The following is a 22,599-nucleotide window of genomic DNA, read 5'->3' as shown; positions in this document are numbered from 1 at the left end:
AAATAATTTCATTTTTACTCCTTATAAACTAAATTTATACGAATTTATAATCGAGAGGATATTCTTAATATTAAATATCTTATCCGCTCTTTTATAGTATTGTTTTTGATGATTTCATTTTTCGTACCACTATATCCTCTTAATTCTGGATTCTGATTGAAAATTCTCCATGATCCTTTATCGCTCAATGAACGACATATGGCTTTAGCTAAAGCGTGCTCAAAATATTTTCCGGATGAATCATCGGGATAATTTTTATAATACAATAAATATTCTTTAAAAAACTTAAATTTTGCAATAAAAAATCCAGAATCTGCCCAAGTAAAATTGTTATGAACTATGGCTATACAATCATTTCCATCTGTGTTAATTAGATTTTCAATATTTCTTACGATATACCTACCGCTACACTTGTATATATAATCTTCACCTGATAGCCATTGGATTTTAAGTATTGAATTAATTTGCTCCATCTCTCCAAAACCCTTTCCACGTACGTTAACTTCATTATTTCGATCAACTTTAATTATTTCTATTTTCCGAATAACATCATTATTTGAAATCAAATTTAAAATAAATTTTTTCACATCGAATTCGGTATCTTCTGTTATTATTATTTTATCAAATAAATGCTCTTTACCCAACCAATATTTAAAAGCTTTAGTGTAATCTTCAATTCTATCGCTTGCATTTTTTCGATTAAGGAAAACAATATTTCCAGGTAAAAAGCTACACGTCAAATATAGTATTTTTTTCATTTTATTTTTTAAATGAATCAAGTATAAGGTACAACATTTTTTAACGTATCGTTAAACACCTTATTTAGATCCTTAAATTCTAAATTTTTTCCGTTGAGAATTAATTTTATTTTAATCATTGTTAATATTTATTAATTGACAGTTCTAATTCGGCATTTCATTGTGATCTTGGCCAAGTAATCCGTTGAATTTTCATCTCAATCTCGATGCCAAATGAAATATGAATGGAGAAAGTAGCTATCGATCCGGAGGAACAGATTACATGCAAGTTGATCGATAAACTCTTTTCCGTCGTTAACCGTGAGTGCAAGGAGTTAGGTAAGCTTCAATAATTACTCCTACAAATCAACTGTCTTTTTGGATTCCTTTGCATGACGATGGCCTGTTGGTACACTGCCTGCTCCAATGACTGAATCAACCTCTCAAAGCCACCCCTGCATCCGATCTTAAATGTGATTTTTGTTACTTGGTGATTGCGTGATAATTGTTAATTTGACCCTACTTATCACGCAACCACAAGTGCAGTTCGCACCAAACTTTATTTCTTCGTAATTTTTTATGTAAATCGTGTCTACCGGCCTTGTCTTAGTAGTGGTGTATATGAAAAATAACGAAGACAGCCCCATTGCCTACAATCTGCCTGAGGCTGGTCTGAATTCCTAAATAGCAATTGACCTCATCCCGTCCTAGGTTCCAAACTACTAGTTATGCTTTTTTGGAATTATTTAACATTTTTTCGTATGCTTATAATTTGCAAAATTGACTTTAATGCTTAATTTAAGATTAATTTTATTTTATATAAACTACTTTATTGCGAATTAATTATTTTAATATCTTATATATTTTAATTATAAATATAAGAATTCGAATAGGCATGTGCCACGCTATACGTAATGCAAGCGACAATAATAAATTTTTTACATTATATCCAGTAAATTCTCCAAAATAATCTACAACAGGTTTTGTTATTTTTCGACGATTAATCGGACTTGTCAAGGACCTAATTATATCTCTTTTTGTCGAAATTAATGAATTTTTCAAAAAAACCTTATTAAGCTCCTCTGAATTATTAAAGTATTTTGATATTAGACCCCCCATTTCCTTAATATGATTATACCCCTCAATAAATCCGAATTTCCAATCATCTGATTCATTATATTCAATTGATGATTCGGAAAACTTATAGCATACCGGACTACGTCCAACTTTTTTTAGTAAAATTTCATTTTGCGACCATATATTCCCTGGCAGCTCCAGTTTTTCTATTTTTATGCTGTTATCTATTATATATTGCGATATAAGGTATTGCGGCAACCTCCCATGCTTATATGCCTCAATCACATTATTAATTTTTATCAATGATATTTCAGTATTATTATTATTATTTAATTTTGAAACATTTACATCAATGACTTGCGGGTATGTATTATTTTTACAAAATGTCTCAAGCTCCCCGTTTAATATGAACTTCAAACATTCTTCGCTATATAAATCATCATCAGCAACATACCAAATATACTTGCCTTTTGAATTATTCTGTAAATATAATAATTTTTCAGATAGTGTTATATTTTCTGGACTATATATATATGTAAAGTATTGCCCATCTTTTATACATTCAGCATCAAATGAAGGCTCATTACCCGTTTCATAAACTATGATTTCTGCTTTTTCCGGCCTCAACCTTATCTTATCAATAAATTTATATGTTTTTTTCAGTAATCCTGCACGATTATTACTTGGGATTAATATTGATATAAACATATTTTTGACTTTTAAATTTTTTACTAAGTAATTTATAATTTTACTATTAGCATCCTAGGATTGACGAATTCATTAATGTATCTCTTGTAATAAATAGTAGGCCTGTTATGGTTAATAAATATGCCGATCAACTACGTTTGCAACAATGCGTTTCACCTCTCCCGGGCGGTGAGCCAAATGTCCCGGTTTAATCTGACCAGTAGCGCCCCAAGTCGTCCACCAATAGTTGGCGAAATCCAGTAGAGTTTGCGCCTTTCCCGTGCCAATATTTCGAACGTGTGGACGGCCTGCATCAACTTCTTTAAAGAAAAGAGCTTCCATGAATTGTTTACTGACATCGTCTACATGAATGAAGTCTCGGATCTGGTCACCGACACTCATTGGGAAGTCGTGACCGTTCAAAGCAGCATTTCGTAACGATGGCCAGAAGCGGTTTGTACTTTCACCTTCTCCATAGGCTTGGAATATTCGCAATATTTGTACCTGTAATCCAATGTGACGAGCTAGGCCAAGAATCGAAATTGTTGCGGCTGCTTTGGAGATTGAATATGTCTGCGTCGGTCGCATTTCGGTCGAAGGATGTACAAAGTCCTGCCCCTCAACCGCGTCCCCATACTCGAAGTAGGTACCCGCTATAAGCATTTTTCGAACACCCTTTGAAGCTGCTTGCTGCAGCAAGCGAATCGTGGCATAAACGTTCCAGTAGAGGCATTCGTCTAAGGGTGCGTAAGGGGGATTTGGTGTATGTGACGCGAGGTGCACTAAAGCGTCGCATCCAGCGAGTTCGGCTTCAAAGACTTGGTCCAACGCGCGGTCAACCCAGACAGGCTCGCGTGTCAGCGGAATACGGGGGCGACTTCCGGGTCGGCGCTGAGCAATAACGTCATGTCCAGCAGCCAAAGCTTGTTGAAGAAAATGGGAGCCGACGAAGCCGGTGCCACCAGTGACGAAAAGTTTCATTTTCAGAATGGTGATTCGAAATCTGGGAATGCAGGATGGGTGCAATCGCGACTCGATACGATAGGGTGATCGATGCCCCAGTCGAGTCCAAAGGAATCCCAGCGTATCCCAAAGTCGTTTTCTGGTGAGTATACGCTAGTGACCTTGTAGGCCATCAGCACATCCTCAGTCAACGCGAGGAAACCGTGTGCCATACCCTTTGGGATCATCAGGCCCTGACCGCTAGCAGCGTCCAGCTCGACTGCGATATGCATACCGTATGTGGGCGATGCTTTGCGCAGATCCACCACAACGTCAAGGACTTGCCCCTGCATGCAGTAGACGAGTTTCTCGTGCTCATGAGGCGGCGTCTGAAAATGCATCCCTCGGATAACGCCCTTGCGGGAACTGGAGTAGTACTCCTCGCGCCAGTCGATAGGCAAGCCTAGCGCAGGAAATTTTTCCGCATGAAACGTCTTCACGAATGTTCCACGCTCGTCCTTTGCGAAGAATGGGCTGACTTGATAGCAGCCTTCAAGGGCGGTGGGAATGAGATCCATCGTTTAGGCCTCAAAAGTTCAAGCCAAAAAACTCTTCCAGCTTGTCAGCGATGTAGTCAAGGTGCTCATCGTCCAAGCCCGGGTACACACCCAGCCAAAAGGTTTGGTTCATCACCACATCAGTGTTTGTCAAGTTGCCGCTCACGCGGAAGTTGCGCCCCGCCATGTAAGGCTGTTTGGTCAGGTTACCTGCAAACAGCAAACGAGTACCAATTTTACTTTGGTCCAAAAAGTTTATAAGGTCCGCGCGCTTGACGCCGCTGCTTTCTTTCAACACCAGCGGAAAACCAAACCAAGAGGGTTCTGCATGCGGGGTGACTTCGGGTAGATGCAAAAACTCGCTACATTTATGCAAGCGGGCTTTGAGGTAAGTGAAGTTGGCTCGTCGCTTTGCAATGAATTCTTCCAGCCGGTCTAACTGTGCTAGAGCACAAGCGGCTTGCATGTCGGTGATTTTGAGGTTGTAGCCCAGGTGGCTATACGTGTATTTGTGGTCGTAACCATCGGGCAGATCCCCGCCCAGTTCCTTTTTGGTCCAGCAAAAGCGTTTGTCGCAGGTGTTGTCTTTGCCAGGAGGGCAATAGCAATCGCGACCCCAGTCGCGGAAGGATTCAGCAATAAGCTTGAGCTCTGGGTTGTTGGTGAAGACTGCACCACCCTCCCCCATGGTCATGTGGTGGGCTGGGTAAAAACTGAGTGTAGAGATGTCACCAAAGGTGCCCACCATCTGGCCTTTGTAGGTAGCGCCCAGTGCGTCGCATGTGTCTTCGACCAACCACAAGTTGTACTTTTTACACAGGGCGGTCACCATATCCAAATTGAAGGGGTTGCCCAAGCTATGGGCCAGCATGATGGCTTTGGTTTTGGGGCTGATGGCGGCTTCAATTTTGCTAGCGTCGATGTTGTGGGTGGACATTTCGACGTCCACAAACACTGGCACTGCACCAAATTGCAAGATAGGGTTGACTGTAGTTGGGAAGCCTGCGGCCACGCCAATGACTTCATCACCAGGCTTGATGGCGCGATCGCCCAAGCGGGGACTGGTTAGGGTAGAAAACGCCACCAAGTTGGCGGACGAGCCTGAATTGACGGTCAAGAAATATTTAACCCCTAAGAACTTGGCCATGCGCTCTTCAAACATCGCGTTGAAGCGACCGGTGGTCAACCAGCCGTCCAAAGATGCGTCGACCATGTATTGCAGTTCTTTGGCACCGATGACCTTGCCAGACACGGGCACAGCGGATTGGCCAGGCACGAATGGTTTGGGGGCATAGGCAATGTCGGCATATTGCTGGACCAACTGGCTGATTTGGCTGCGCAGTTTGTCGAGTTGCGGTTCGAATGTGACGGTGGTGGTGTTCATGGTGCAGTTTGGTAGCTGTTGATTTGTTGAAGGCAGATGTCGCGCATGTTTTGCCCGGCAAGCCAGGCTTGGTGCCAGTGGGTGATGTGGGTCAATGCGGTTTGCAGTGACCAACGGGGTGCCCACTGCAGTCGTTGGCGGGCTTTGGAAATATCAAGTTTAAGAAAGTGTGCCTCATGCGGGTGGTCACCCGGCTGCAGTGACCAAGTGGCACCGCCACCCCAAGCTAGACACAGCCGCTCCACAATCCATTGCACAGGCTGGGCGTCTTCGTCACGGGGGCCAAAGTTCCAGCCTTCGGCGTCTTGTTGGCCGTGCTCAAACAAGCGCTCGGCCAACACCAAGTAGCCCGACAGGGGCTCCAGCACATGTTGCCAAGGGCGAATAGCATAAGGGTTGCGGATTTGAACAGGCTGCTGTTGTTCAAGCGCCTTCAAAATGTCGGGCACCAGGCGGTCCTGCGCCCAGTCCCCCCCGCCAATGACGTTGCCTGCGCGTGCGGTGGCCATGGCTATGCCAGCGTCTTTCAAAAAAGATTGGCGATAAGCGCTGCTGAGCAGTTCCACACAGGCTTTACTGCTGGAGTAAGGATCGTGACCACCCATGGGCTCGTCTTCGCGGTAGCCCCAGGCCCATTCTTTGTTGTCGTAACACTTGTCGGTGGTGATGTTGACAATGGCGCGCACACTGCCCGTGTGGCGCGCGGCCTCCAGCACATGCAAGGTGCCCATGAAGTTGGTGGCATACGTCTCAATGGGCTGCTGGTAAGACAAACGCACCAGTGGCTGAGCAGCCATGTGGATGACGATTTCAGGCATGAAGCTGGCCACCAGAAATTTAATGGCTTCAAAGTCGCGAATGTCGGCGACTTGATGGTCCATGCCTGTGGCGACCTGGGCCACATTGAACAAAGCCGGTGTGGTGGGTGGTCCGAGAGAAATGCCGCGCACCACGGCGCCCATGGACTGCAACCACAAGCTGAGCCAACTGCCTTTAAAGCCTGTGTGTCCCGTGAGCAAGACGCGTTTGCCTTGCCAGAAGGCAGGGTTGGGGTTGGCCGCGTTGTTTGGGTTATGTGCGTGCATGCTCAGTCCCACTTTTTCCAGGGTGCGGTGCCGCTGGCCCACATTTTCTCTAGGGTATTTTTGTCATGAAGCGTGTCCATGGGCTGCCAAAATCCGGTGTGTGGATAGGCCATGAGTTCGCCTTGTTGGGCGAGTTGCATCAACGGTTCTTGCTCCCAAATGGTTTGGTCAGTGTCCAGCAGCGACAGCACTTTGGGCGACAAGACAAAGAAGCCGCCGTTGATGAATGCACCATCACCCCGTGGCTTTTCTTTGAAGCTTTTGACTTGTCCATTTTGAATGTCGAGTGCACCAAAACGGCCTGGCGGGTAAGTGGCGGTGAGTGTGGCGGCTTTGCCGTGACTGCGGTGGAATGCGATGCTGGCGGCAATGTCGTTATCGCCCACGCCGTCGCCATAGGTAAAGCAAAAAGCCTCTTCATTTTTGACGTAGTCGGCCACGCGGCGCAAACGGCCACCCGTCATGGATCCGTCGCCCGTGTCAACCAAGGTCACTGTCCATGGCTCGGCGCGTTCTAAATGGACCTTCATGCTGTTAGCTTTCATGTCAAACGTGACATCTGACATGTGCAAGAAGTAATTTGCAAAGTACTCTTTTATTAAGTAGCCTTTGTAACCGCAGCAGATGATGAAATCCGTGATACCGTGATGCGAATACATCTTCATGATGTGCCATAAGATGGGTTTGCCACCGATTTCGACCATGGGCTTGGGTCGTGTGGAAGTTTCTTCGCTCAAACGGGTACCAAGGCCACCGGCCAAAATGACTGCTTTCATGATTTTTCTTGAGTTAGTCGTTACATCCCTGAAGGGACAAATGCATCGGAATAAAAACGATTGGTTGGCAAGCCTGCTTGTGTGAGTTCGGCTTTGGCGCTTTGGATCATGGTGTCGGAGCCGCATGCATAGACCACTGTGTTAGTCAAATCTAGCTTTTCGCTGAGTAAGGAATGTTGTACATACCCCCGAGCACCAGTCCAGTCATCACAGGCACGAGACAAAACCGGGACATAGCGCAATGAGGGATGCCATTGTCTTGGGTCAGTATACAAGTCTTGCGGATCGCGACCACCCCAATACAGTGTGGCGCTCAAAGGCTGATTGTCTAACGGGGCGGTGGCGAGTTGTTCAAGCATGGCTTTGGCTGGCGCAATGCCCGTTCCAGTTGTCAAAAAGACCAAATGCAGCCCATTCAAAGGGCGTGCAAAGAAGGAGCCCAAAGGGCCATTGATACGGAGCAAGTCGTTGACTTTGGCTTGGTCAAACCAGTATTGGCTCATGGCGCCGCTTTGGACTGCGCGAATGTGTAATTGCAATTGATTGTCTGACGCTGGCGCATTGGCGACTGAATAACTGCGCCTGATGCCAGCGGGTCCGATCACGTCAACATATTGGCCCGCCAAAAAGGTGAATGGTGTGTTGGGTGGGAGCCTGAGCTTGACACTGAGGATGTCGGGGGCCAGCTTTTCTAAGCTGCTGATTCGGGTAGGCACCGTTTTGATTTCGGGAATGACTTGATCGCCCAAGTCTTCAACGTCAATGAGCATGTCCGTTAGGGCGCTTCGCACGCAGCTAAGAATGAAACCCTGCGCTTTTTCTTCAGATGTGAGACCCAGCTCATCGACGGTCGCAACGCTTTGCCCGCTGAGCACTTTGCATTTGCAAGTGCTGCACCGACCGGTTTTACAGTTGTAAGGCAGGCCAATGCCTGACTTGGCAGCTGCGTCCAACAGCGTCTGACTGGCTGACTGACTGAACGCCTTGCCGTAGGTGGTCTGAATCTTCAGCATAGGGACAGTTTGAGGTGTTACTCAATACTGACGTTGACGTCAAAGCCGTTTGCCTTAAGCAGCGCATGTTGTTTGGCCTTTGCCAGATCGTAGACGACCATTTCGGCGCACATCTCTTGGGCGGTGATTTCGGGCACCCAACCGAGTTTTTGTTTGGCTTTGCTGGGGTCGCCGAGCAGGGTTTCGACTTCGGTGGGGCGGAAGTAGCGGGGGTCGATGCGGACGACGGGTTTTTCATTCCAATAGGCCACTTCGTTGACGCCCTCGCCTTCCCAGCGCAGCGCCATACCGAGGGCATCTGCGGTCCAGTTGATGAATTGGCGCACGCTGTATTGCACACCGGTGGCAATCACAAAGTCTTCGGGTTGGTCTTGTTGCAGCATCATCCACTGCATGCGCACGTAGTCTTTGGCGTGGCCCCAGTCGCGCAGGGCGTCAATATTGCCCATGTACAAACACTCCTCCAACCCTTGGCTGATGTTGGCCAAGCCTCGGGTGATCTTGCGGGTGACGAAGGTTTCGCCGCGCCGTGGGCTTTCGTGGTTAAACAAGATGCCGTTGCAGGCGTAAATACCATACGCCTCGCGGTAGTTGACGCAGATCCAATACGCGTACATCTTGGCCACGGCGTAGGGGCTGCGTGGGTAGAAAGGTGTGGTTTCTTTTTGGGGCGTTTCTTGCACCAGGCCGTACAACTCGGATGTACTGGCTTGGTAAAAACGGGTTTTCTTTTCCAGGCCCAGGATGCGAATGGCTTCGAGCAAACGCAGGGTGCCGATGGCATCCACATCGGCGGTGTATTCGGGCGACTCGAATGACACGGCCACATGGCTCATGGCACCCAGGTTGTAGATTTCGTCTGGCTGGGTTTCTTGGATGATGCGAATCAGGTTGCTGGTGTCGCTCAGGTCGCCATAGTGCAGCTTGAGGTTGGCGTGCTCGATGTGAGGGTCTTGGTAAACGTGGTCAATGCGCTGGGTGTTGAAGGAGCTGGCGCGGCGTTTAATGCCGTGGACGATGTAGCCCTTTTCAAGCAGGAATTCGGCAAGGTAGGAGCCATCTTGGCCGGTGATGCCGGTGATGAGGGCGACTTTGGGTTGGGTCATATTTGTTTAGTCAAAAAGTCTTGATAGGCTTGGGTCAGGCCTTGAAGCAGTGGAACTTGGGCTTGCCAGCCCAGGCTGTTCAGGCGGCTGCTTTCCATCCACTTGCGCGGTGTGCCATCGGGTTTGCTGGTGTCAAAAGTCACCACGCCTGTGTATCCCACCACTTGGGCGATGGTTTGCGCGGCTTCGGCAATGCTCACATCGGTGCCATAGCCCACATTGATGTGGCTGAGCATGGGGCTGGTGTGTTGGTCATAAGTGGGCTTGGGCAGGTTCATGACGTGCACGCTGGCGGCGGCCATGTCGTCCACATACAAAAACTCGCGCTTGGGTGTGCCAGTGCCCCAAATAGCGACGCTGGGTGTATGGGCCAATTTGGCTTCATGAAAACGGCGAATCAACGCGGGGATAACGTGGCTGTTTTCGGGGTGATAGTTGTCGCCGGGGCCATAAAGGTTGGTGGGCATGACGCTGCGGTAGTCCACACCATGGCTGGCGCCGAATTGGCGGTTGTAGCTTTCGCAGAGTTTGATGCCCGCAATTTTGGCGATGGCGTAGGGTTCGTTGGTGGATTCCAGCGTGCCGGTGAGCAAGGCGTCTTCGCGCATGGGCTGGGGTGCCAGCTTAGGGTAGATGCAGCTGCTGCCCAAAAAGAGCAGTTTTTTGACGTCGTTTTTGAAAGCCGCTTCGATGACGTTGGCTTGCATCATCAGGTTGTCGTAGATGAATTCAGCTGGGTAGGTGTTGTTGGCATGGATGCCGCCGACTTTGGCGGCGGCCAGGTAGACTTGGTTGGGTTTTTCTTGGGCAAAGAAGGTTTGCACGGCGGCTTGGTTGGTCAGGTCTAACTCGGCGTGGGTGCGGGTGATGATCTGCTTGGACTGAACGCAATGGGCCAAAAGATGGCGCACGATGGCCGATCCGACCATACCGCGATGGCCTGCCACGTAGATTTTGGGTGCTAGGCTCATTTAGTTGGCTCTGCCGTAGGTGTCTTCAAATCGAACGATGTCGTCTTCGCCCAAGTAACTGCCCGACTGCACCTCGATAATTTCAAGCGGAATGCTACCGGGGTTGGCCAAGCGATGTTCCTCACCCAGAGGGATGTAGGTGGACTGGTTTTCGGTCAGGGTGAGCACTTTGTCGCCGTTGGTGATCTCTGCGGTGCCGGTTACCACGATCCAATGCTCGGCGCGGTGGTGGTGTTTTTGCAAGCTCAGGCTGGCCTTGGGCTTGACCTGAATGCGCTTAACCTTGAAGCGGCTGCCTTCGTCGATGCTGTCGTACCAACCCCAGGGGCGGTGTACTTTGCGGTGCAAGGTTTGCTCTTCGCGCTTTTGCGTTGTGAGTTGGTTGACGATGTGTTTCACGTCTTGGCTGCGCGACTTGCTGGTCACCAGCACGGCGTCTGCGGTCTCGACCACCACCAAATCGCTAACGCCCACCAGCGCCACCAGACGACTGCTGGCGTGGACCAGGGTGTTGTGGCTGTCGGTGTGCAGCACGTCGCCCACATGGGCGTTGCCTTGTGCATCTTTGGGCTGGACTTGCCAGACGGCGTCCCATGCGCCGAGGTCGTTCCAGCCGGCATCGAGCGGCACCATTTGGATGGGGAATGCGCTGCCGGGGCAGTGTTCCATGACGGCATAGTCCACAGACTCGGAGGGAATGGCTTCAAACTCGGCTTTGCCGGGGCGCACAAAGGCGCCGTCTTCCTTGCGGGCGGCCCATGCGGTTCGGGTGGCTTGCAGGATGGTGGGGGCAAACTGCTCGATAGCTGCAAGCCAAACAGAGGCTTTGAGCACGAACATGCCGGCGTTCCAGTAGTAGCCGCCTTCGCTCAGGTATTGCTGGGCGGTTTGTAGATTGGGCTTTTCAACAAAGGCTTTGACTGTGTAGATATTTGCTTGCAGGGGCAAGCTCTCACTGGTTTCGGCTTTTATGTAGCCGTATCCGGTTTCGGGTTTGTCGGGGGTGACGCCCAAGATGACTATATTGCCCTGCTCAGCTTGGGTAATGGCTTGTTGTACGGCGACGGTGAATGCCGCAGGATTGGCGATAGTTTGGTCTGCAGGGGTGACGACCAGCACAGGGTCTTGACCGTCTTGCAAAGCGGCCAAGGCTACCAAGGTCAGCGCCGGGGCGGTGTTGCGGCCTGTGGGCTCGAGCAAGGCGGTGCCCAGGGCAATGCCCACTTCACGCAATTGCTCTGACGCCAAAAAGCGATGGTCCTCGCCGCTGACGATGACGGGGGCTGCGACTTGTATGCTGTCGTTGCACAAGGCGGCCAACCTTTGCGCGGCTTGCTGAAACAAGCTTTCGTTGCCAGTAAGGCAAAGGAACTGCTTGGGAAAACCGGTGCGCGACAGCGGCCACAAACGTGTGCCGGAGCCGCCGCAAAGGATGACTGGGGTGACTTGGATCATACTTTTGACGCTTTCTGGCCTTCAGTATCTGTCGTATTCACGCAGCTCATCTCGACTTTGAGTGCTTCAATTTCGGCCTGAAGTTGTTCGTACTCTGACATTTTTCGCATCAGAAAACGTCCTGCAAGCAAGGCCTTCTCGGCGATGCCCTGCGGGGTCAACACATAGATATAACCAAACTTGTTCTTGGATTGGCTGAAGCTCTGAACCTTGACCCAGCCTTTGTCGATCAGCGCATTTAGGCAGTAGTTCATGCCGCTGGTACTTAGCCCCAAGCGCTCAGCGATGTCGCGCTGGGTCAAGTCGGGGTTCTCTTGTAGCATTCGTAACACCCTGAAATAGGTGTCTTCTTGAAGCTGAGAACGGCGGCTGGGCATTGAGTGGTAAAGAAAGGGGATATGCAAGCTTTTTTACTTTAACCACGCTACCGCCATGTTGTGTCACGATCAACAAGCGCGGTAACCAGCAATATGCGGAAGATCTTTGTTCGAATTAGTTAGATCATAGCTTCGATAACCGTCGGCAATTTTGACGGTATCGAAATCGTTGTTTAAAAATCAAAAAACTTTAAGATTTCCAAGCCCAAGCAGCCTTGAGCTGCGCAAACTGCCCTGCACTGGAGGAGTCTTCTCCCGCCTTACGCACAGCGCGGCGCACAAACGCAATGAACACGCCGAGGAAAAGGCCAGCAAAAGCAGCCACGATGACGATCAGCGCACGCTTAGGCTTGGCCTTGCGCTCGGGCGCTTGCGCGACATCGACCTGCTGAACCAAGGGGCCTTCTTTGGCTTCATCCACGCGGGCTGACTCATATTGGGCGACCAGCACGTTCATCATGGCTTCGCGGGCTTTGATGTCGCGGTAGGCGCGCACGGCTTGCTGCTGGGTGGGGGACGACTTTAAGCCGTCGCCACTGCCCTGCTCTATTTTGGCCAGCTGCGCACGCATGGCCGATAGCTCGCTGCCCATGCGCTGCATGTCGGGGTTTTGGGCGGTGGCAAAGCGGCCCATGGCTTGCAGCTGCACCTCACGCGCGGCTATTTGGCCGCGTAGCTCGGCACTGGCCTTCACGCCCGTCTCAGCAATGACGGCGGTGACTTGCATGCCCGACTTTTCTTTGGCCGCACGGAAGTCTGATTCGGCATTGGCCAAGTCTTCTTGGGTTTTGGCTATTTGCTGCTCGTAGTATTTGCGGCGCTGCTGAGCGTCGGTCACGGCCAAACGGCCCAGCAGGGTGCGTAGCTCGTCCACATGGGCGTTGGCCAGTTGGGCTGCAAAGGCGGAGTCTTTGTCGTCGGCCTCGACGGTGATGAGGCCTGCTTTTTTATCGGCGGCGATTTTGACATTGGCTTTTAACGCGGTACGCGCATCCACCATGGTTTTGGCTTCGTAGCGGTTTTTGAGGTCGAGCTTTTCAATCAACGCGTTTTGCATGCTTTCGCTTTGCATGAAGGCGATGTACATCTCGTCTGGGCTTTTGATGCCCGCCGCAGCGCCCGCCAAACCCGCCAAACCGCCCAGGCTGGCCAGCGCTGAAGCGGCACCGCTTTGCTGCTGCTGGGGGGGCATCATCACGGTTTTGGCGGTGAAGATGGGGGTCATCAACAGGCTGGCCACAATGGCCAGGGTGGTGGTGATGGCGGGTATGGCGAAGAGGGTTTTCTTTTCTTCGCCCAGGGCAATGGCCAAATCAATCAGGCTGATTTCGTCGTCGCCTTCTGGGGTGGCTGGAGTATTGATGTCAGACATGCGCCGGCCTTATCGCAGGGTTTTGAGTGCCGCAGCGCCCAAGCCCAGTTGGTAGAAGATTTGCGTCAAGTCTCGGGTGTTGCGCACCACCGTGCTCCAGGTGGCTTCCATGTCTAGCTTGTCGGGCACCACAATGCTGTCGCCAGGCATGACGTCGGCGCTTAAGGCCGAGCCACCGAACCACGATCCGTCGTTAGTTTGGGCTGAGCCGTCTGCACGTATCAAGATGACGCCATTTTTGTCAGCCGCGCGGCTCATACCCGAGAGCTTGAGGTAGTCACGCACCGACTGCCCGGGTTTGTACACCAAGGCTGACTCGGTGTTGACCGCGCCATAGACATACACAAAGTCGGGGCGGGGCGGCACGATGAACTTGTCGCCGTTTTGCAAACGGATTTCGGGCAAATTTTTGATCGCGTTGTACAGCTCGGGCTCTAGGCCCAAGGCCACGCGGCCCTCGGGACGCAGCGCCTTGACGCGCTCTAGAGACTGGCGCTGGGCCTGCTGCGCTGCCATGATGCGGGCTTGTGCAATGTTGGCATCAGCGCTGGCCCCCATGCTTTGGCTGAGCTGGGCCAGCTGCGCACTGGACTCGGCCTCAAGGCGGCGCACCAGCTTTTGCAGGTTTTCAACCTGCGACTTACGCACCTCTTCGCGGTAAAGGGCCGAACCAAACAAATAGGCATCATGCGACAAGCCGCCGGCTTTTTGCAATATGGCATTCAAGGTTTCACCAGGCTTGACTTGATAGATGCCGGGTTGCATGACCTCGCCCTCGATGCGTACCATGACGCGGCGCTTGGAGATGGGCACACGCAAGTCGTTGACTGAGAAGACGGTGACCACGTCACCGGGCTCTAGCAACTGGTTGTCGGGGTCTTTGGCGTCGGCCAAGACGCGGGCGAGATTGAAAGGCACCAAGCTGACGGATTGGTCTTTGCGGTTGAGGCGCTCGATGACGGCGTAGTCCCAGTTGACTTCGTCAAACAGGTTGCCCACGGTTTCGCTGACCGAGGGCACTTCTTTGGTGTAGCGCGGCTCGATGTTGGCTTGTTGCGAGAACAGGCGTTGCTCGCGCTGGTCGCGGAAGGACTCGATGCCGTAGAAATCTGGTCGCGCTTGATTGGGTTGATTACCGGGCTGCCGCAAGTTGAGTCCCTGCGAAGCGGCTGAACGCTGAGCATTGCGCGACACTTCTTTGTCTTCGAGCAAGTCTTCGGCAATCATTTCGCGCTCGCGCTGGGTGCGTTCGCGCTGGGTGGCATCAAACAGGGTTTCGTTTTGGCGGCGGATGGAGTCGCGGCTGATCAGGGCTTCTTTGTTGGGAATAAGGTCGCGCACGCGCAGGCCTTGCTTCCAGGCCAAGCGGATGGGCTGCGACACATTGCCACGCAAGGTGACGGCGTTGCTGAGCTCGGGCATGATGGCCGAGACAGTCAGCAAGTCGCCATTGCGCAGGGCGGTTTGCAGGCCTTTGGCGTCGAGTGCAAAGTCTTCCACGCTGCGGGGCTGGGCTTGGGTGGGCGACAGGCGCTCTAGGCTGACACGGCGCGGGTCGGCAATGACGGGCATGCCACCGGCCACGGACAACAACTGCTCTAGGGTTTCGCTGGCGTTTTTCAGCTCGTACACGGCTGGGTTGTTGACCTTGCCCACCAAAGCGATATGCCCCACAGCGGGCGGAATGACGATGACGTCGCCATCGGTCAGCTTGATGTCGCCGGTGCTGTCGCCTTGGGACAAGAAGGCATACAGGTCAAATTCGGCCACCACTTTGCCCGCACGCTTGAGCTGCACGCGGCGCATCGAGCCGCTGGCGTTGGGGCCACCCGTGGCCAACAAGCCGCTGGACAAGGTAGACACACCTGACAGCGCATAGCTGCCAGGGCGGCGGGCCTGGCCCACCACATACACGGTGACGGTGCGCAGCTGGCCCAAAGTGACGCTGAGCTGGAAGTCTTTGAAATACTTGCCCACGGCGTTGCGCAGCACGCCTTCGGCTTGGGCGGCTTTGACGCCCGCCAAGGTGACGTTGCCCACGCGCGGCAGGTTGACCGCGCCGTTGCGGTCGATGGGGGTGCGCACATCGATGTCAACCGAGCCCCAGCCACGGATGACCACTTGGTCGCCGGGGCCCAACAGATAGTCGCCACTCACGGGGGCGTTGTCGATGGGGGCAAAGCCGCTGGCAATGCCAGGCAACACAGATGGGCTGCCAGGCAGAGCGTTGGCGAGCGGCGGCTGCGTATTGCTTTGCTGCAACTGCAAGGCGCGTTGGTTGGCTTGCACGTTGTCAAAAAACTGGTGGCCGTACAGGGGCAGTTTGTAGCCCGCGGTTTCTAAAACAAACTTTTGAAATTCATTGGGCTTGAGCGGCTCGGGCTGCATGAGCAAGGCGGCATTGGCTGCATTGGCGGCAGTGCTGTTGAGCGCATTGCCTTGCGCAGCGGCAGGGTCGACCGAGCGGATGGACGGCACGCCACCCGACGTCATGGCGCCCATGCTAAAGCCCGATGCGCCACCTGCAGCACCAGCGCCACCTGCAGCCATGGGGTTGATGGGTGCGGTTTGCGCCCAAGCTGGGCTTTGACCAACCAGTGCCATGGATGCAGCAGATGCAAACAAGGCAAGTGTGACCACACGACCCAAACGAAACGAAAAACCAGATGGCAACTGAAAAGATGTGGACATGGGCTAGTACTGGTATGAATTGTGGATAGTTTACTAGCTTGATCATTTAAAGACTGCTCAAAAGGTTACACTTACTGAAACCTTCCGACGAGTCACTGATGCAGCCCATTCGACAGTTGATGAACACCCTGAGCCAGCTAGCCAATCCGCAGGCGTGTTTGTTCACGCCTGATGATTTACGGGCCATTCTTCCTGAGCTTTCGCAAGCTGCCTTTAAAACGCTGTTGAGCCGCGCGGTGCGAGACGGGCACTTGGCCCGAATTTGCCGTGGCTTGTATGTCTACGAAAAGGCAAAACCCGATAGGGGATGGGTCTTGCCTTATGCAGCCGCCAAACTGCGCCCCTTGGGGCTGAATTACCTCAGCCTAGAGACGGTGTTGAGTGACGCGGGGGTGATTTCGCAAATGCCGATTGACCGCATCATGGTGATGTCATCGGGGCGATCGTGCGTGATCGATTGCGGCGCTTGGGGAAGCATCGAATTTGTCAAAACTCGACAGCCTGCAGAAACATTGGTGGGGCAACTTGCATTCGACCCTGGCGCCCAGCTTTGGCGGGCCAGCGTGGCGCAAGCCCTCAGAGACATGCGGGCCACGCACCGAAATGTGGACTTGATGGATTGGAAAGCAGCCCATGAGTTTGTTTGACGCACTGGTTGACCAAGCGCTGAACCAGCAGCAAGACTTGGCCCCCTTACGCATCGTGGTGGAAAAAGAGCTTTTGCACCACGACATTTTGCGGGTGTTGAGCAGTGCGGGTTTGCTGACCCAACTCACCTTCATGGGCGGGACGTGCCTGCGAAGCTGCTATGGCTCGCGTCGTTTGAGTGAGGACTTGGATTTCACGGGTGGTGCTGATTTCACACGCGACCAACTGGCACGCATGAGCGACCTGCTGGTCGATAGCTTGAAGGCCAAATATGGCTTGGAAGTGAGCGTGACCGACCCCGTTCGCGAGGCCGGCAATGTGGACACTTGGAAGCTCAAAGTGCAAACCAGACCTGGCCGCAAAGACCTGCCAGCGCAGCGCATCAACATTGATGTGTGCGCCATTCCCAGCTATCAAGCGCGGCCCATGGCGCTGCTTAACCCCTACGGCATGGGCATGGGTACCAGCGGATTGATTTTGCAAGCGCAGTCACGCGAAGAGATTTTTTCGGACAAATTGGTGGCGTTTGCATTGCGCCCCAACCGACTGAAGAACCGCGATTTGTGGGACATGGCTTGGCTGCATCAGCAACAAATCAAGCCCGCTTTTGAGTTAATCCAGCAAAAGCTGAAGGACCATGGCGCAGAGGTTGGCGATTTTTTAAAAGTTTTTGCAGCACGCGCTGCATCGTTGAAAAATGAACCGGGGATTGCGAAAGAGTTTCGCAAAGAGATGGCCCGATTTCTACCCAATGAAGTGGTGAAAGAGACCGTGAATTCAGATGATTTTTGGAAGTACTTGAGCTACTTGATGGACGACTACTTCCAGCAAATCACGCAACTTTTAGAGGGCCAAGGACACCCACCCACATTCAAGATGTGATGCTTAACGGGTGGATAACTTACCAAAGCGCCGGTCGCGATCGGCAAACCAAGTGACGGCTTTTTGAAGCTCTTGGGTGTCAAAGTCAGGCCACAGCGTGTCGGTGAAATACAGCTCGGCATAGGCGGCTTGCCACAGCAAGAAGTTGCTGATGCGGTATTCACCGCCAGTGCGAATGAGCAGGTCCACATCGGGCATGCCGGCGGTGCTGAGGTATTGACCAAAGTTGTCCACCGTCAGCTCGGACGCATCGGCGCCAGGGTGGGCCTGCTGCCAGGCTTGCACGGCTTGCACGATGTCCCAACGCCCGCCGTAGTTGGCTGCCACGTTGAGTGTGATGTTGGGCGGGTTGAGGGTGTCGGCCTCGGCGTCGCGAATGCGCTGCTGCAGCTCGGGCGCAAAACGGCTGATGTCGCCCAACACCTTGAGGCGCACGCCTTCGGTGCGCATGTTGGTCATTTCTTTTTCAAGGTACTGAAAAAACAAGCCCATGAGGGTGGACACCTCGTCGCTGGGGCGTTGCCAGTTTTCGGTGCTGAAGGCATACAAGGTGAGGTGGGGAACGCCTAAATCGACGCAAGACCTGACCAGATCGTGCACCACGCCAGCACCTTTGGCATGACCGACGGTGCGCGGCAAGTGGCGCTGCTTGGCCCATCGACCGTTGCCATCCATGATGATGGCGATGTGCTGGGGCGGGTGAGTTGTGTGCATTATTTTTTAAATGGATTTTGAATGCTCAGGCCATCGATCAGCAAAGCGCTTGAGCAGCGCCTTGACGTTTGGCTTTTTGGTGACCTCAATCAAAGATGTACATAAAGAATTGTTTATCTAGGCGAGTAATTTTTCGGTTTGGAGGAGCATTTGCCGCGCCGCATGGACCAGTTGGGGGACGTGAGCGTGCGCTGTTTGTAACGCGCTGGAGAGCAGGCTCAAATCTTCGATGTATTCATGAACCATTTGGTTGCGTAGCTTCCTGATCATGAGCCACGTGTCGGTGGACTCAATCCACCCCAGGCGTTCAGCCAAGTTAAGGTTGTCAATGGCAGCGCCAGGCTTTTCTGCCATGGCGATGAGTAGCTGGGGCAACAACTCAAGCCCTTGGCGCTGTCGTCCACACGCGAACCAAAGAGCATGACCTGCGCGCCCTCGCCCAACTCCGCATGGGCGATGTGCTTGATGACGGTGATTTGTTGTTCAGTGAGGCGCATGCGCGAATGTTAGATCATCACGCCACACGCAAGCTTTCAACAGCCATGCGCAATTTTTGCGGCTGGCCCAGCAAGTCGACCAGCACAAAGGCGCGGGTTTCGCCGTCGTGGGCGATGTATTGGCCTTCTAGGCCTTTGAGCGGGCCGCTGGCAATGTGCACGCTGTCGCCGGGGGCAAACATGCGCTCGAGGGCTTCGGGCGGGGCTTCTTGCAAAAAGGCAATGAATTCGGGCGGCACTTTGGCGGGCTGGTGGCCAAAGCTGACGAGCTTGCTGACGCCCAAGGTGGAACGGATGGGGCCCCAGTTTTGGGTGGTGTCGTCGAGCTGGATGAACAGGTAGCGACTGAACATGGGCTCGGTGATGGTCTGCACTTTTTGGTTGCGCAGTTTTTGCACTTGCATGGTGGGCAAGAAGCAGTGAAAGCCTTGGTTTTGCAGGTTCTCAAGCGCACGCGTTTCTTGGCGGGGCTTGGTGTGGACGACGTACCAAGCGGGGGGGGTGTTGGTTGCGGTCATTGGAGTTCTTGAGGAATGTCTCGGCTCGTGTGGAGGACTCGCCACACATCAATATGCGCGTCTTGCTCTACATAAAAGATTAAATACGGATGACCCTTGAGCGGCCATGAGCGCAATCCCGGCAGATCCAGCACATGGGCGTAACGGGCTGAACCCGTTGCTGCATTTTTGCTCATCAATGTGTAGGCCACCTGGAGTGCATCAATCAGTTGAAGGGCCGCATCCGCAGCTTGCTGCTGCACCAAATATGCCACGGCCTCCTCCACGTCTTGCAATGCCAAGTCCCTTGGAATAACGGGTTTTTGCTTCACTTCTTCGAGCTTTGGCCGCGGGTAACCTTTTGACGAAGTACCTCAAAGTACGCAGGGGTGACAGCCTCTTGCGCGGGTGACTGCGCGCCAGCCAATAACAAGGCACGCAGTTGCTGGGCTTGCTGGTCCTTGCGGATGAGTTCGCGAACGTATTCGCTGCTGGTGCCGTAGCCACGGTGAGTGACCTGCACGTCCACAAAGGACTTGAGGGCATCGGGCAATGAAATGTTCATGGTGCTCATGGTTTACATTCTAAAAGTAATGGCAATTTTTGGCAATCGGTCGAAACAAATCAGTTAGGCGTTTGCTGACGGAACCCAATGAGCGACGGCTTTGGCAAATTCAGTGAAGTCTTGTATGTGCTCGCTCACGATGCTGTGAACGATTTGCCAATTGATGGCCTCATATGTAGATCAAGGTTGGTTTGAAGTTCGTCTGCACGCGCAGGAAACTTTTCTTGAATCCGAACCAAACAACGTCGCAACGATTCAAGCTTTTGGTCAATTACTTGCCTATCCATGCCATGCGCCTTTCTGCGAGGATTCTGTTTTGCAATGGGACAAAGTCGGCTTGTGCGATTAAGTGGCGATAGAGCAACTGCGCATAGGCGGTATCCGAGCCCAAAATTCGGCGGCCATGTTTCAGCACCTGCCCCAGCAAAGGCTGGGGAGCGGAGTGAACGTCTACCAAATCAATCGCCCGCCCAGTGGCTAAAGCTAAGGCTTCGATGATTTGAATTTTTTCAGCCGCTTGAAGTGGTTTTGCGGCGATGACGGCTAGTTCTAAATCGCTTTGAGCATGGGCTTGGCCACTGGCCACCGAGCCAAACACAATGGCGAGCGTGATTTGCGGGAAGTTTGTTAGCACTTCACGCAATTTTTCGTCCATGATGTGTGTGTCCAGGGTGTGCTTATTGAGGTTTGAAGCTTACCTGATTGAACGAGGGCAAATCTAGTTGCTGCCTCGTCTGTGTCGGGTTAAAGTGACTCTTATTTTTAAACGAGATCGCACCATGTCCACCAAGAACCCATTCGACCCCGCAGCGATGTCTGACAACGTGAAAGAGCAAGCGCAGCAAATTTGGCTGGCGGGCTTGGGTGCGTTTGCCAAGGCGCAAGAGGATGGCACCAAGGCGTTTGAAAAGCTGGTGAGCGACGGCATCACCATGCAGCGCAAGGTGAGCGCCACGGCGGAAGAAAAACTGGCCGAGGCCACTCAAAAAGCCACACAAGCAGCCCACACGCTGAGCGAGCGCGCCACGGGCCAATGGGGCAAGCTAGAGGGTATTTTTGAAGAGCGCGTGTCCAAAGCCATGCAGAGCTTGGGCCTGCCCTCTGCCGCAGAGATGAAAGCGCTGCACGATCGCGTGGCAGCGCTGGAGGCGCAGCTGGCAGCCAAGCCCAAAGCAGCAGCAAAACCTGCAGCCAAGAAAGCGCCAGCCAAAAAGGCAACCCCCAAGTAATTGGGGTCAGAACCTAATTAATTTCTATGGCAAAGAAAGCGCCACGCCGGACCGCAGAGCGGATATTGGAGGTCACGCTCGAGCTGTTTAACCGCTTTGGCGAGCCCAATGTGTCGACCACCTTGATCTCGTCAGAGCTGAGCATCAGCCCGGGCAACCTGTATTACCACTACCCCGCCAAGGAGGAGTTGGTCACGGCGCTGTTCAACCGCTACGAGGCGGCGCTGGATGATTTGCTAGACGCAGCGCCGGGCGTGCACGACGTGGAAGACGCTTGGTTTTTCATGCACACGCTGTTTGAGCTGGTGTGGCAGTACCGCTTTTTGTACCGCGATTTGAACGACTTGCTGAGCAAGAACCGCAAGCTAGAAACCCACATCAAAGATGCGCTGCTGCACAAGACCACCGCATTTCGCACGCTGCTGGACAGCCTAGAACACGGCGGCGCACTGGCCATGACGGTGAATGAACGCGAAGCCACCGCCACGCACATGGTGGTGATGCTGACGTGGTGGCTGAGTTTTGAGTACGTGCGCAACCCGCGCCACGCGCTAGAGCCCGAGAGCGCACAGGCGTCGCTGCTGCGCGGGGCCAAGAGTGTGTTGGGGCTGCTGTTGCCGTATGCGACGGCGGAGCACAAAGCGCATTTAGGGGCGTTGTTGGCGGCGTATTGAAGCCCAAGTTTTTCTTGCGAGCAAGGCCTGATGCCAGTAAAGTATGCGCATCTGAAATGCGCATTAGTACCTCATGCACACACAACCACAGCCGCAGGGCGCTAAAAGGGCCGCCAACCTGACTTTATCTACCGACGTATTGGCTGAGGCGAAAGCGCTTGGCATCAATATTTCAAAGGCTTGCGATGCACATTTGCGTGAGCTGGTTCGCAAAGAAAAAGAAGCTAGGTGGAAGGCTGAACACGATGACTTCATTCAAGCCTATAACCAAACTGTGGCCGAAGAGTCACTGCCACTTGATGCGTGGAGAACGTTTTAATGGCGCGTTTTGATGTGTACCAAAACTCGGGACCCTTAGCGACCTCAACCCCCTATTTGCTGGATGTTCAATCCGCCCTGCTTGACGGCTTGGACACACGCGTTGTGATTCCCTTAAGACGGGTCGATCAGTTCCCTGCCGTGAATTTTGCGAAGGATTTGACACCTATTTTCGATATCGAAGGTGTTTCATGCTTCTTAGAAACACCCAAACTTGCAGCGGTTCCAACGCGCTTATTAAAAAACCACGTCATGAGTTTGAGTGATCAGCAAAGCTTGATTTCCAACGCCCTCGACCGCCTGTTCCACGGATATTGAACCGCGAATTAATGAGGTTCTGACCCC

Annotated in this window: 26 protein-coding genes; 6 read left to right on the top strand and 20 right to left on the bottom strand. The window is 52.6% G+C overall.

Features of this window, described 5'->3' with window-relative positions; translation table 11 throughout:
• Positions 1–44: 44 nt before the first annotated feature.
• From V7Q41_RS05615 to V7Q41_RS05550, 14 genes are all read right to left on the bottom strand, one after another.
• The gene (locus V7Q41_RS05615; protein WP_333844015.1) at positions 45–758 is read right to left on the bottom strand and encodes a hypothetical protein; all 714 of its coding nucleotides are present in this window, start codon (positions 756–758) and stop codon (positions 45–47) included.
• Between the two features lie 822 nt (positions 759–1,580).
• Positions 1,581–2,522: a glycosyltransferase family 2 protein gene (locus V7Q41_RS05610; protein ID WP_333844013.1), complete on the bottom strand. Its 942-nt coding sequence runs from the start codon at positions 2,520–2,522 to the stop codon at positions 1,581–1,583.
• Between the two features lie 111 nt (positions 2,523–2,633).
• Positions 2,634–3,482 carry an NAD-dependent epimerase/dehydratase family protein gene (locus tag V7Q41_RS05605; protein WP_333844011.1) on the bottom strand — a complete coding sequence of 283 codons (849 nt, stop codon included), beginning with the start codon at positions 3,480–3,482 and terminating at the stop codon, positions 2,634–2,636.
• Positions 3,483–3,484: 2 nt separating this feature from the next.
• Complete coding sequence (rfbC, locus tag V7Q41_RS05600; RefSeq protein WP_333844008.1) at positions 3,485–4,021, bottom strand: dTDP-4-dehydrorhamnose 3,5-epimerase; 537 nt, start codon at positions 4,019–4,021, stop codon at positions 3,485–3,487.
• Positions 4,022–4,031: 10 nt separating this feature from the next.
• Positions 4,032–5,384 carry a lipopolysaccharide biosynthesis protein RfbH gene (gene rfbH / locus V7Q41_RS05595; protein ID WP_333844005.1) on the bottom strand — a complete coding sequence of 451 codons (1,353 nt, stop codon included), beginning with the start codon at positions 5,382–5,384 and terminating at the stop codon, positions 4,032–4,034.
• A complete protein-coding gene (gene rfbG, locus V7Q41_RS05590; RefSeq protein ID WP_333844002.1) occupies positions 5,381–6,469 on the bottom strand; it encodes a CDP-glucose 4,6-dehydratase in 1,089 nt (362 codons plus the stop codon). Before rfbG ends, rfbH begins: the two co-directional genes overlap by 4 nt.
• A 2-nt stretch (positions 6,470–6,471) precedes the next feature.
• A complete protein-coding gene (rfbF, locus tag V7Q41_RS05585) occupies positions 6,472–7,245 on the bottom strand; it encodes a glucose-1-phosphate cytidylyltransferase (RefSeq protein WP_333843999.1) in 774 nt (257 codons plus the stop codon).
• Positions 7,246–7,265: 20 nt separating this feature from the next.
• Complete coding sequence (locus tag V7Q41_RS05580) at positions 7,266–8,258, bottom strand: FAD-binding oxidoreductase (RefSeq protein WP_333843996.1); 993 nt, start codon at positions 8,256–8,258, stop codon at positions 7,266–7,268.
• Between the two features lie 17 nt (positions 8,259–8,275).
• Positions 8,276–9,364, bottom strand: coding sequence for a GDP-mannose 4,6-dehydratase (gmd, locus tag V7Q41_RS05575; protein ID WP_333843993.1), 1,089 nt, complete (start codon positions 9,362–9,364; stop codon positions 8,276–8,278).
• Entirely contained in the window at positions 9,361–10,335 is a 975-nt protein-coding gene (gene fcl / locus V7Q41_RS05570) for a GDP-L-fucose synthase (RefSeq protein WP_333843990.1), read from the bottom strand. Before fcl ends, gmd begins: the two co-directional genes overlap by 4 nt.
• Complete coding sequence (locus V7Q41_RS05565) at positions 10,336–11,790, bottom strand: mannose-1-phosphate guanylyltransferase/mannose-6-phosphate isomerase (protein ID WP_333843988.1); 1,455 nt, start codon at positions 11,788–11,790, stop codon at positions 10,336–10,338.
• On the bottom strand, positions 11,787–12,167 hold the full coding sequence (locus V7Q41_RS05560) for a MarR family EPS-associated transcriptional regulator (RefSeq protein WP_333843985.1): 381 nt from the start codon (positions 12,165–12,167) through the stop codon (positions 11,787–11,789). The genes V7Q41_RS05565 and V7Q41_RS05560 overlap by 4 nt, the downstream gene beginning before the upstream one ends.
• Positions 12,168–12,357: 190 nt before the next feature.
• Complete coding sequence (locus tag V7Q41_RS05555) at positions 12,358–13,539, bottom strand: GumC family protein (RefSeq protein WP_333843983.1); 1,182 nt, start codon at positions 13,537–13,539, stop codon at positions 12,358–12,360.
• 9 nt (positions 13,540–13,548) lie between these two features.
• A complete protein-coding gene (locus V7Q41_RS05550; protein WP_333843981.1) occupies positions 13,549–16,230 on the bottom strand; it encodes a polysaccharide biosynthesis/export family protein in 2,682 nt (893 codons plus the stop codon).
• Between the two features lie 98 nt (positions 16,231–16,328).
• Between V7Q41_RS05550 and abiEi the strand changes: the two genes are divergently transcribed.
• Together abiEi and V7Q41_RS05540 are read left to right on the top strand one after the other, a co-directional pair.
• The gene (gene abiEi, locus V7Q41_RS05545; RefSeq protein ID WP_333843979.1) at positions 16,329–16,877 is read left to right on the top strand and encodes a type IV toxin-antitoxin system AbiEi family antitoxin; all 549 of its coding nucleotides are present in this window, start codon (positions 16,329–16,331) and stop codon (positions 16,875–16,877) included.
• Positions 16,864–17,760, top strand: a complete 897-nt coding sequence (locus V7Q41_RS05540; protein WP_333843977.1) for a nucleotidyl transferase AbiEii/AbiGii toxin family protein — start codon at positions 16,864–16,866, stop codon at positions 17,758–17,760. Before abiEi ends, V7Q41_RS05540 begins: the two co-directional genes overlap by 14 nt.
• A 3-nt stretch (positions 17,761–17,763) precedes the next feature.
• Here V7Q41_RS05540 and uppS read toward each other — a convergent pair whose 3' ends face one another.
• From uppS to mntA, 6 genes are all read right to left on the bottom strand, one after another.
• Positions 17,764–18,474, bottom strand: a complete 711-nt coding sequence (gene uppS / locus V7Q41_RS05535; RefSeq protein ID WP_333843974.1) for a polyprenyl diphosphate synthase — start codon at positions 18,472–18,474, stop codon at positions 17,764–17,766.
• Positions 18,475–18,740: 266 nt separating this feature from the next.
• On the bottom strand, positions 18,741–18,971 hold the full coding sequence (locus V7Q41_RS05530; RefSeq protein ID WP_333843972.1) for a hypothetical protein: 231 nt from the start codon (positions 18,969–18,971) through the stop codon (positions 18,741–18,743).
• Between the two features lie 17 nt (positions 18,972–18,988).
• Positions 18,989–19,489, bottom strand: coding sequence for a transcription/translation regulatory transformer protein RfaH (rfaH, locus tag V7Q41_RS05525; protein ID WP_333843970.1), 501 nt, complete (start codon positions 19,487–19,489; stop codon positions 18,989–18,991).
• Positions 19,486–19,800 (bottom strand): type II toxin-antitoxin system RelE/ParE family toxin, encoded by a 315-nt coding sequence (locus V7Q41_RS05520; protein WP_333843967.1) that lies wholly within the window; start codon positions 19,798–19,800, stop codon positions 19,486–19,488. The genes rfaH and V7Q41_RS05520 overlap by 4 nt, the downstream gene beginning before the upstream one ends.
• Entirely contained in the window at positions 19,797–20,042 is a 246-nt protein-coding gene (locus tag V7Q41_RS05515; protein ID WP_333843965.1) for a type II toxin-antitoxin system ParD family antitoxin, read from the bottom strand. The genes V7Q41_RS05520 and V7Q41_RS05515 overlap by 4 nt, the downstream gene beginning before the upstream one ends.
• A 262-nt stretch (positions 20,043–20,304) precedes the next feature.
• On the bottom strand, positions 20,305–20,688 hold the full coding sequence (mntA, locus tag V7Q41_RS05510) for a type VII toxin-antitoxin system MntA family adenylyltransferase antitoxin (RefSeq protein WP_333843962.1): 384 nt from the start codon (positions 20,686–20,688) through the stop codon (positions 20,305–20,307).
• A gap of 124 nt (positions 20,689–20,812) precedes the next feature.
• Here mntA and V7Q41_RS05505 point away from each other — a divergent pair, with 124 nt between their 5' ends.
• From V7Q41_RS05505 to V7Q41_RS05490, 4 genes are all read left to right on the top strand, one after another.
• The gene (locus tag V7Q41_RS05505; protein WP_333843961.1) at positions 20,813–21,262 is read left to right on the top strand and encodes a phasin family protein; all 450 of its coding nucleotides are present in this window, start codon (positions 20,813–20,815) and stop codon (positions 21,260–21,262) included.
• 26 nt (positions 21,263–21,288) lie between these two features.
• Positions 21,289–21,936: a TetR/AcrR family transcriptional regulator gene (locus V7Q41_RS05500; protein ID WP_333843959.1), complete on the top strand. Its 648-nt coding sequence runs from the start codon at positions 21,289–21,291 to the stop codon at positions 21,934–21,936.
• A gap of 73 nt (positions 21,937–22,009) precedes the next feature.
• A complete protein-coding gene (locus V7Q41_RS05495; protein ID WP_333843957.1) occupies positions 22,010–22,255 on the top strand; it encodes a type II toxin-antitoxin system CcdA family antitoxin in 246 nt (81 codons plus the stop codon).
• The gene (locus V7Q41_RS05490) at positions 22,255–22,572 is read left to right on the top strand and encodes a CcdB family protein (RefSeq protein WP_333843956.1); all 318 of its coding nucleotides are present in this window, start codon (positions 22,255–22,257) and stop codon (positions 22,570–22,572) included. Before V7Q41_RS05495 ends, V7Q41_RS05490 begins: the two co-directional genes overlap by 1 nt.
• The last annotated feature ends 27 nt before the right edge of the window (positions 22,573–22,599 follow it).

This window comes from Limnohabitans sp., from assembly GCF_036804465.1.
GTDB lineage: Bacteria > Pseudomonadota > Gammaproteobacteria > Burkholderiales > Burkholderiaceae_C > Limnohabitans.
Note: the sequence above shows the minus strand (reverse complement) of the source record. Positions and strands in the feature narration are given on the sequence as shown.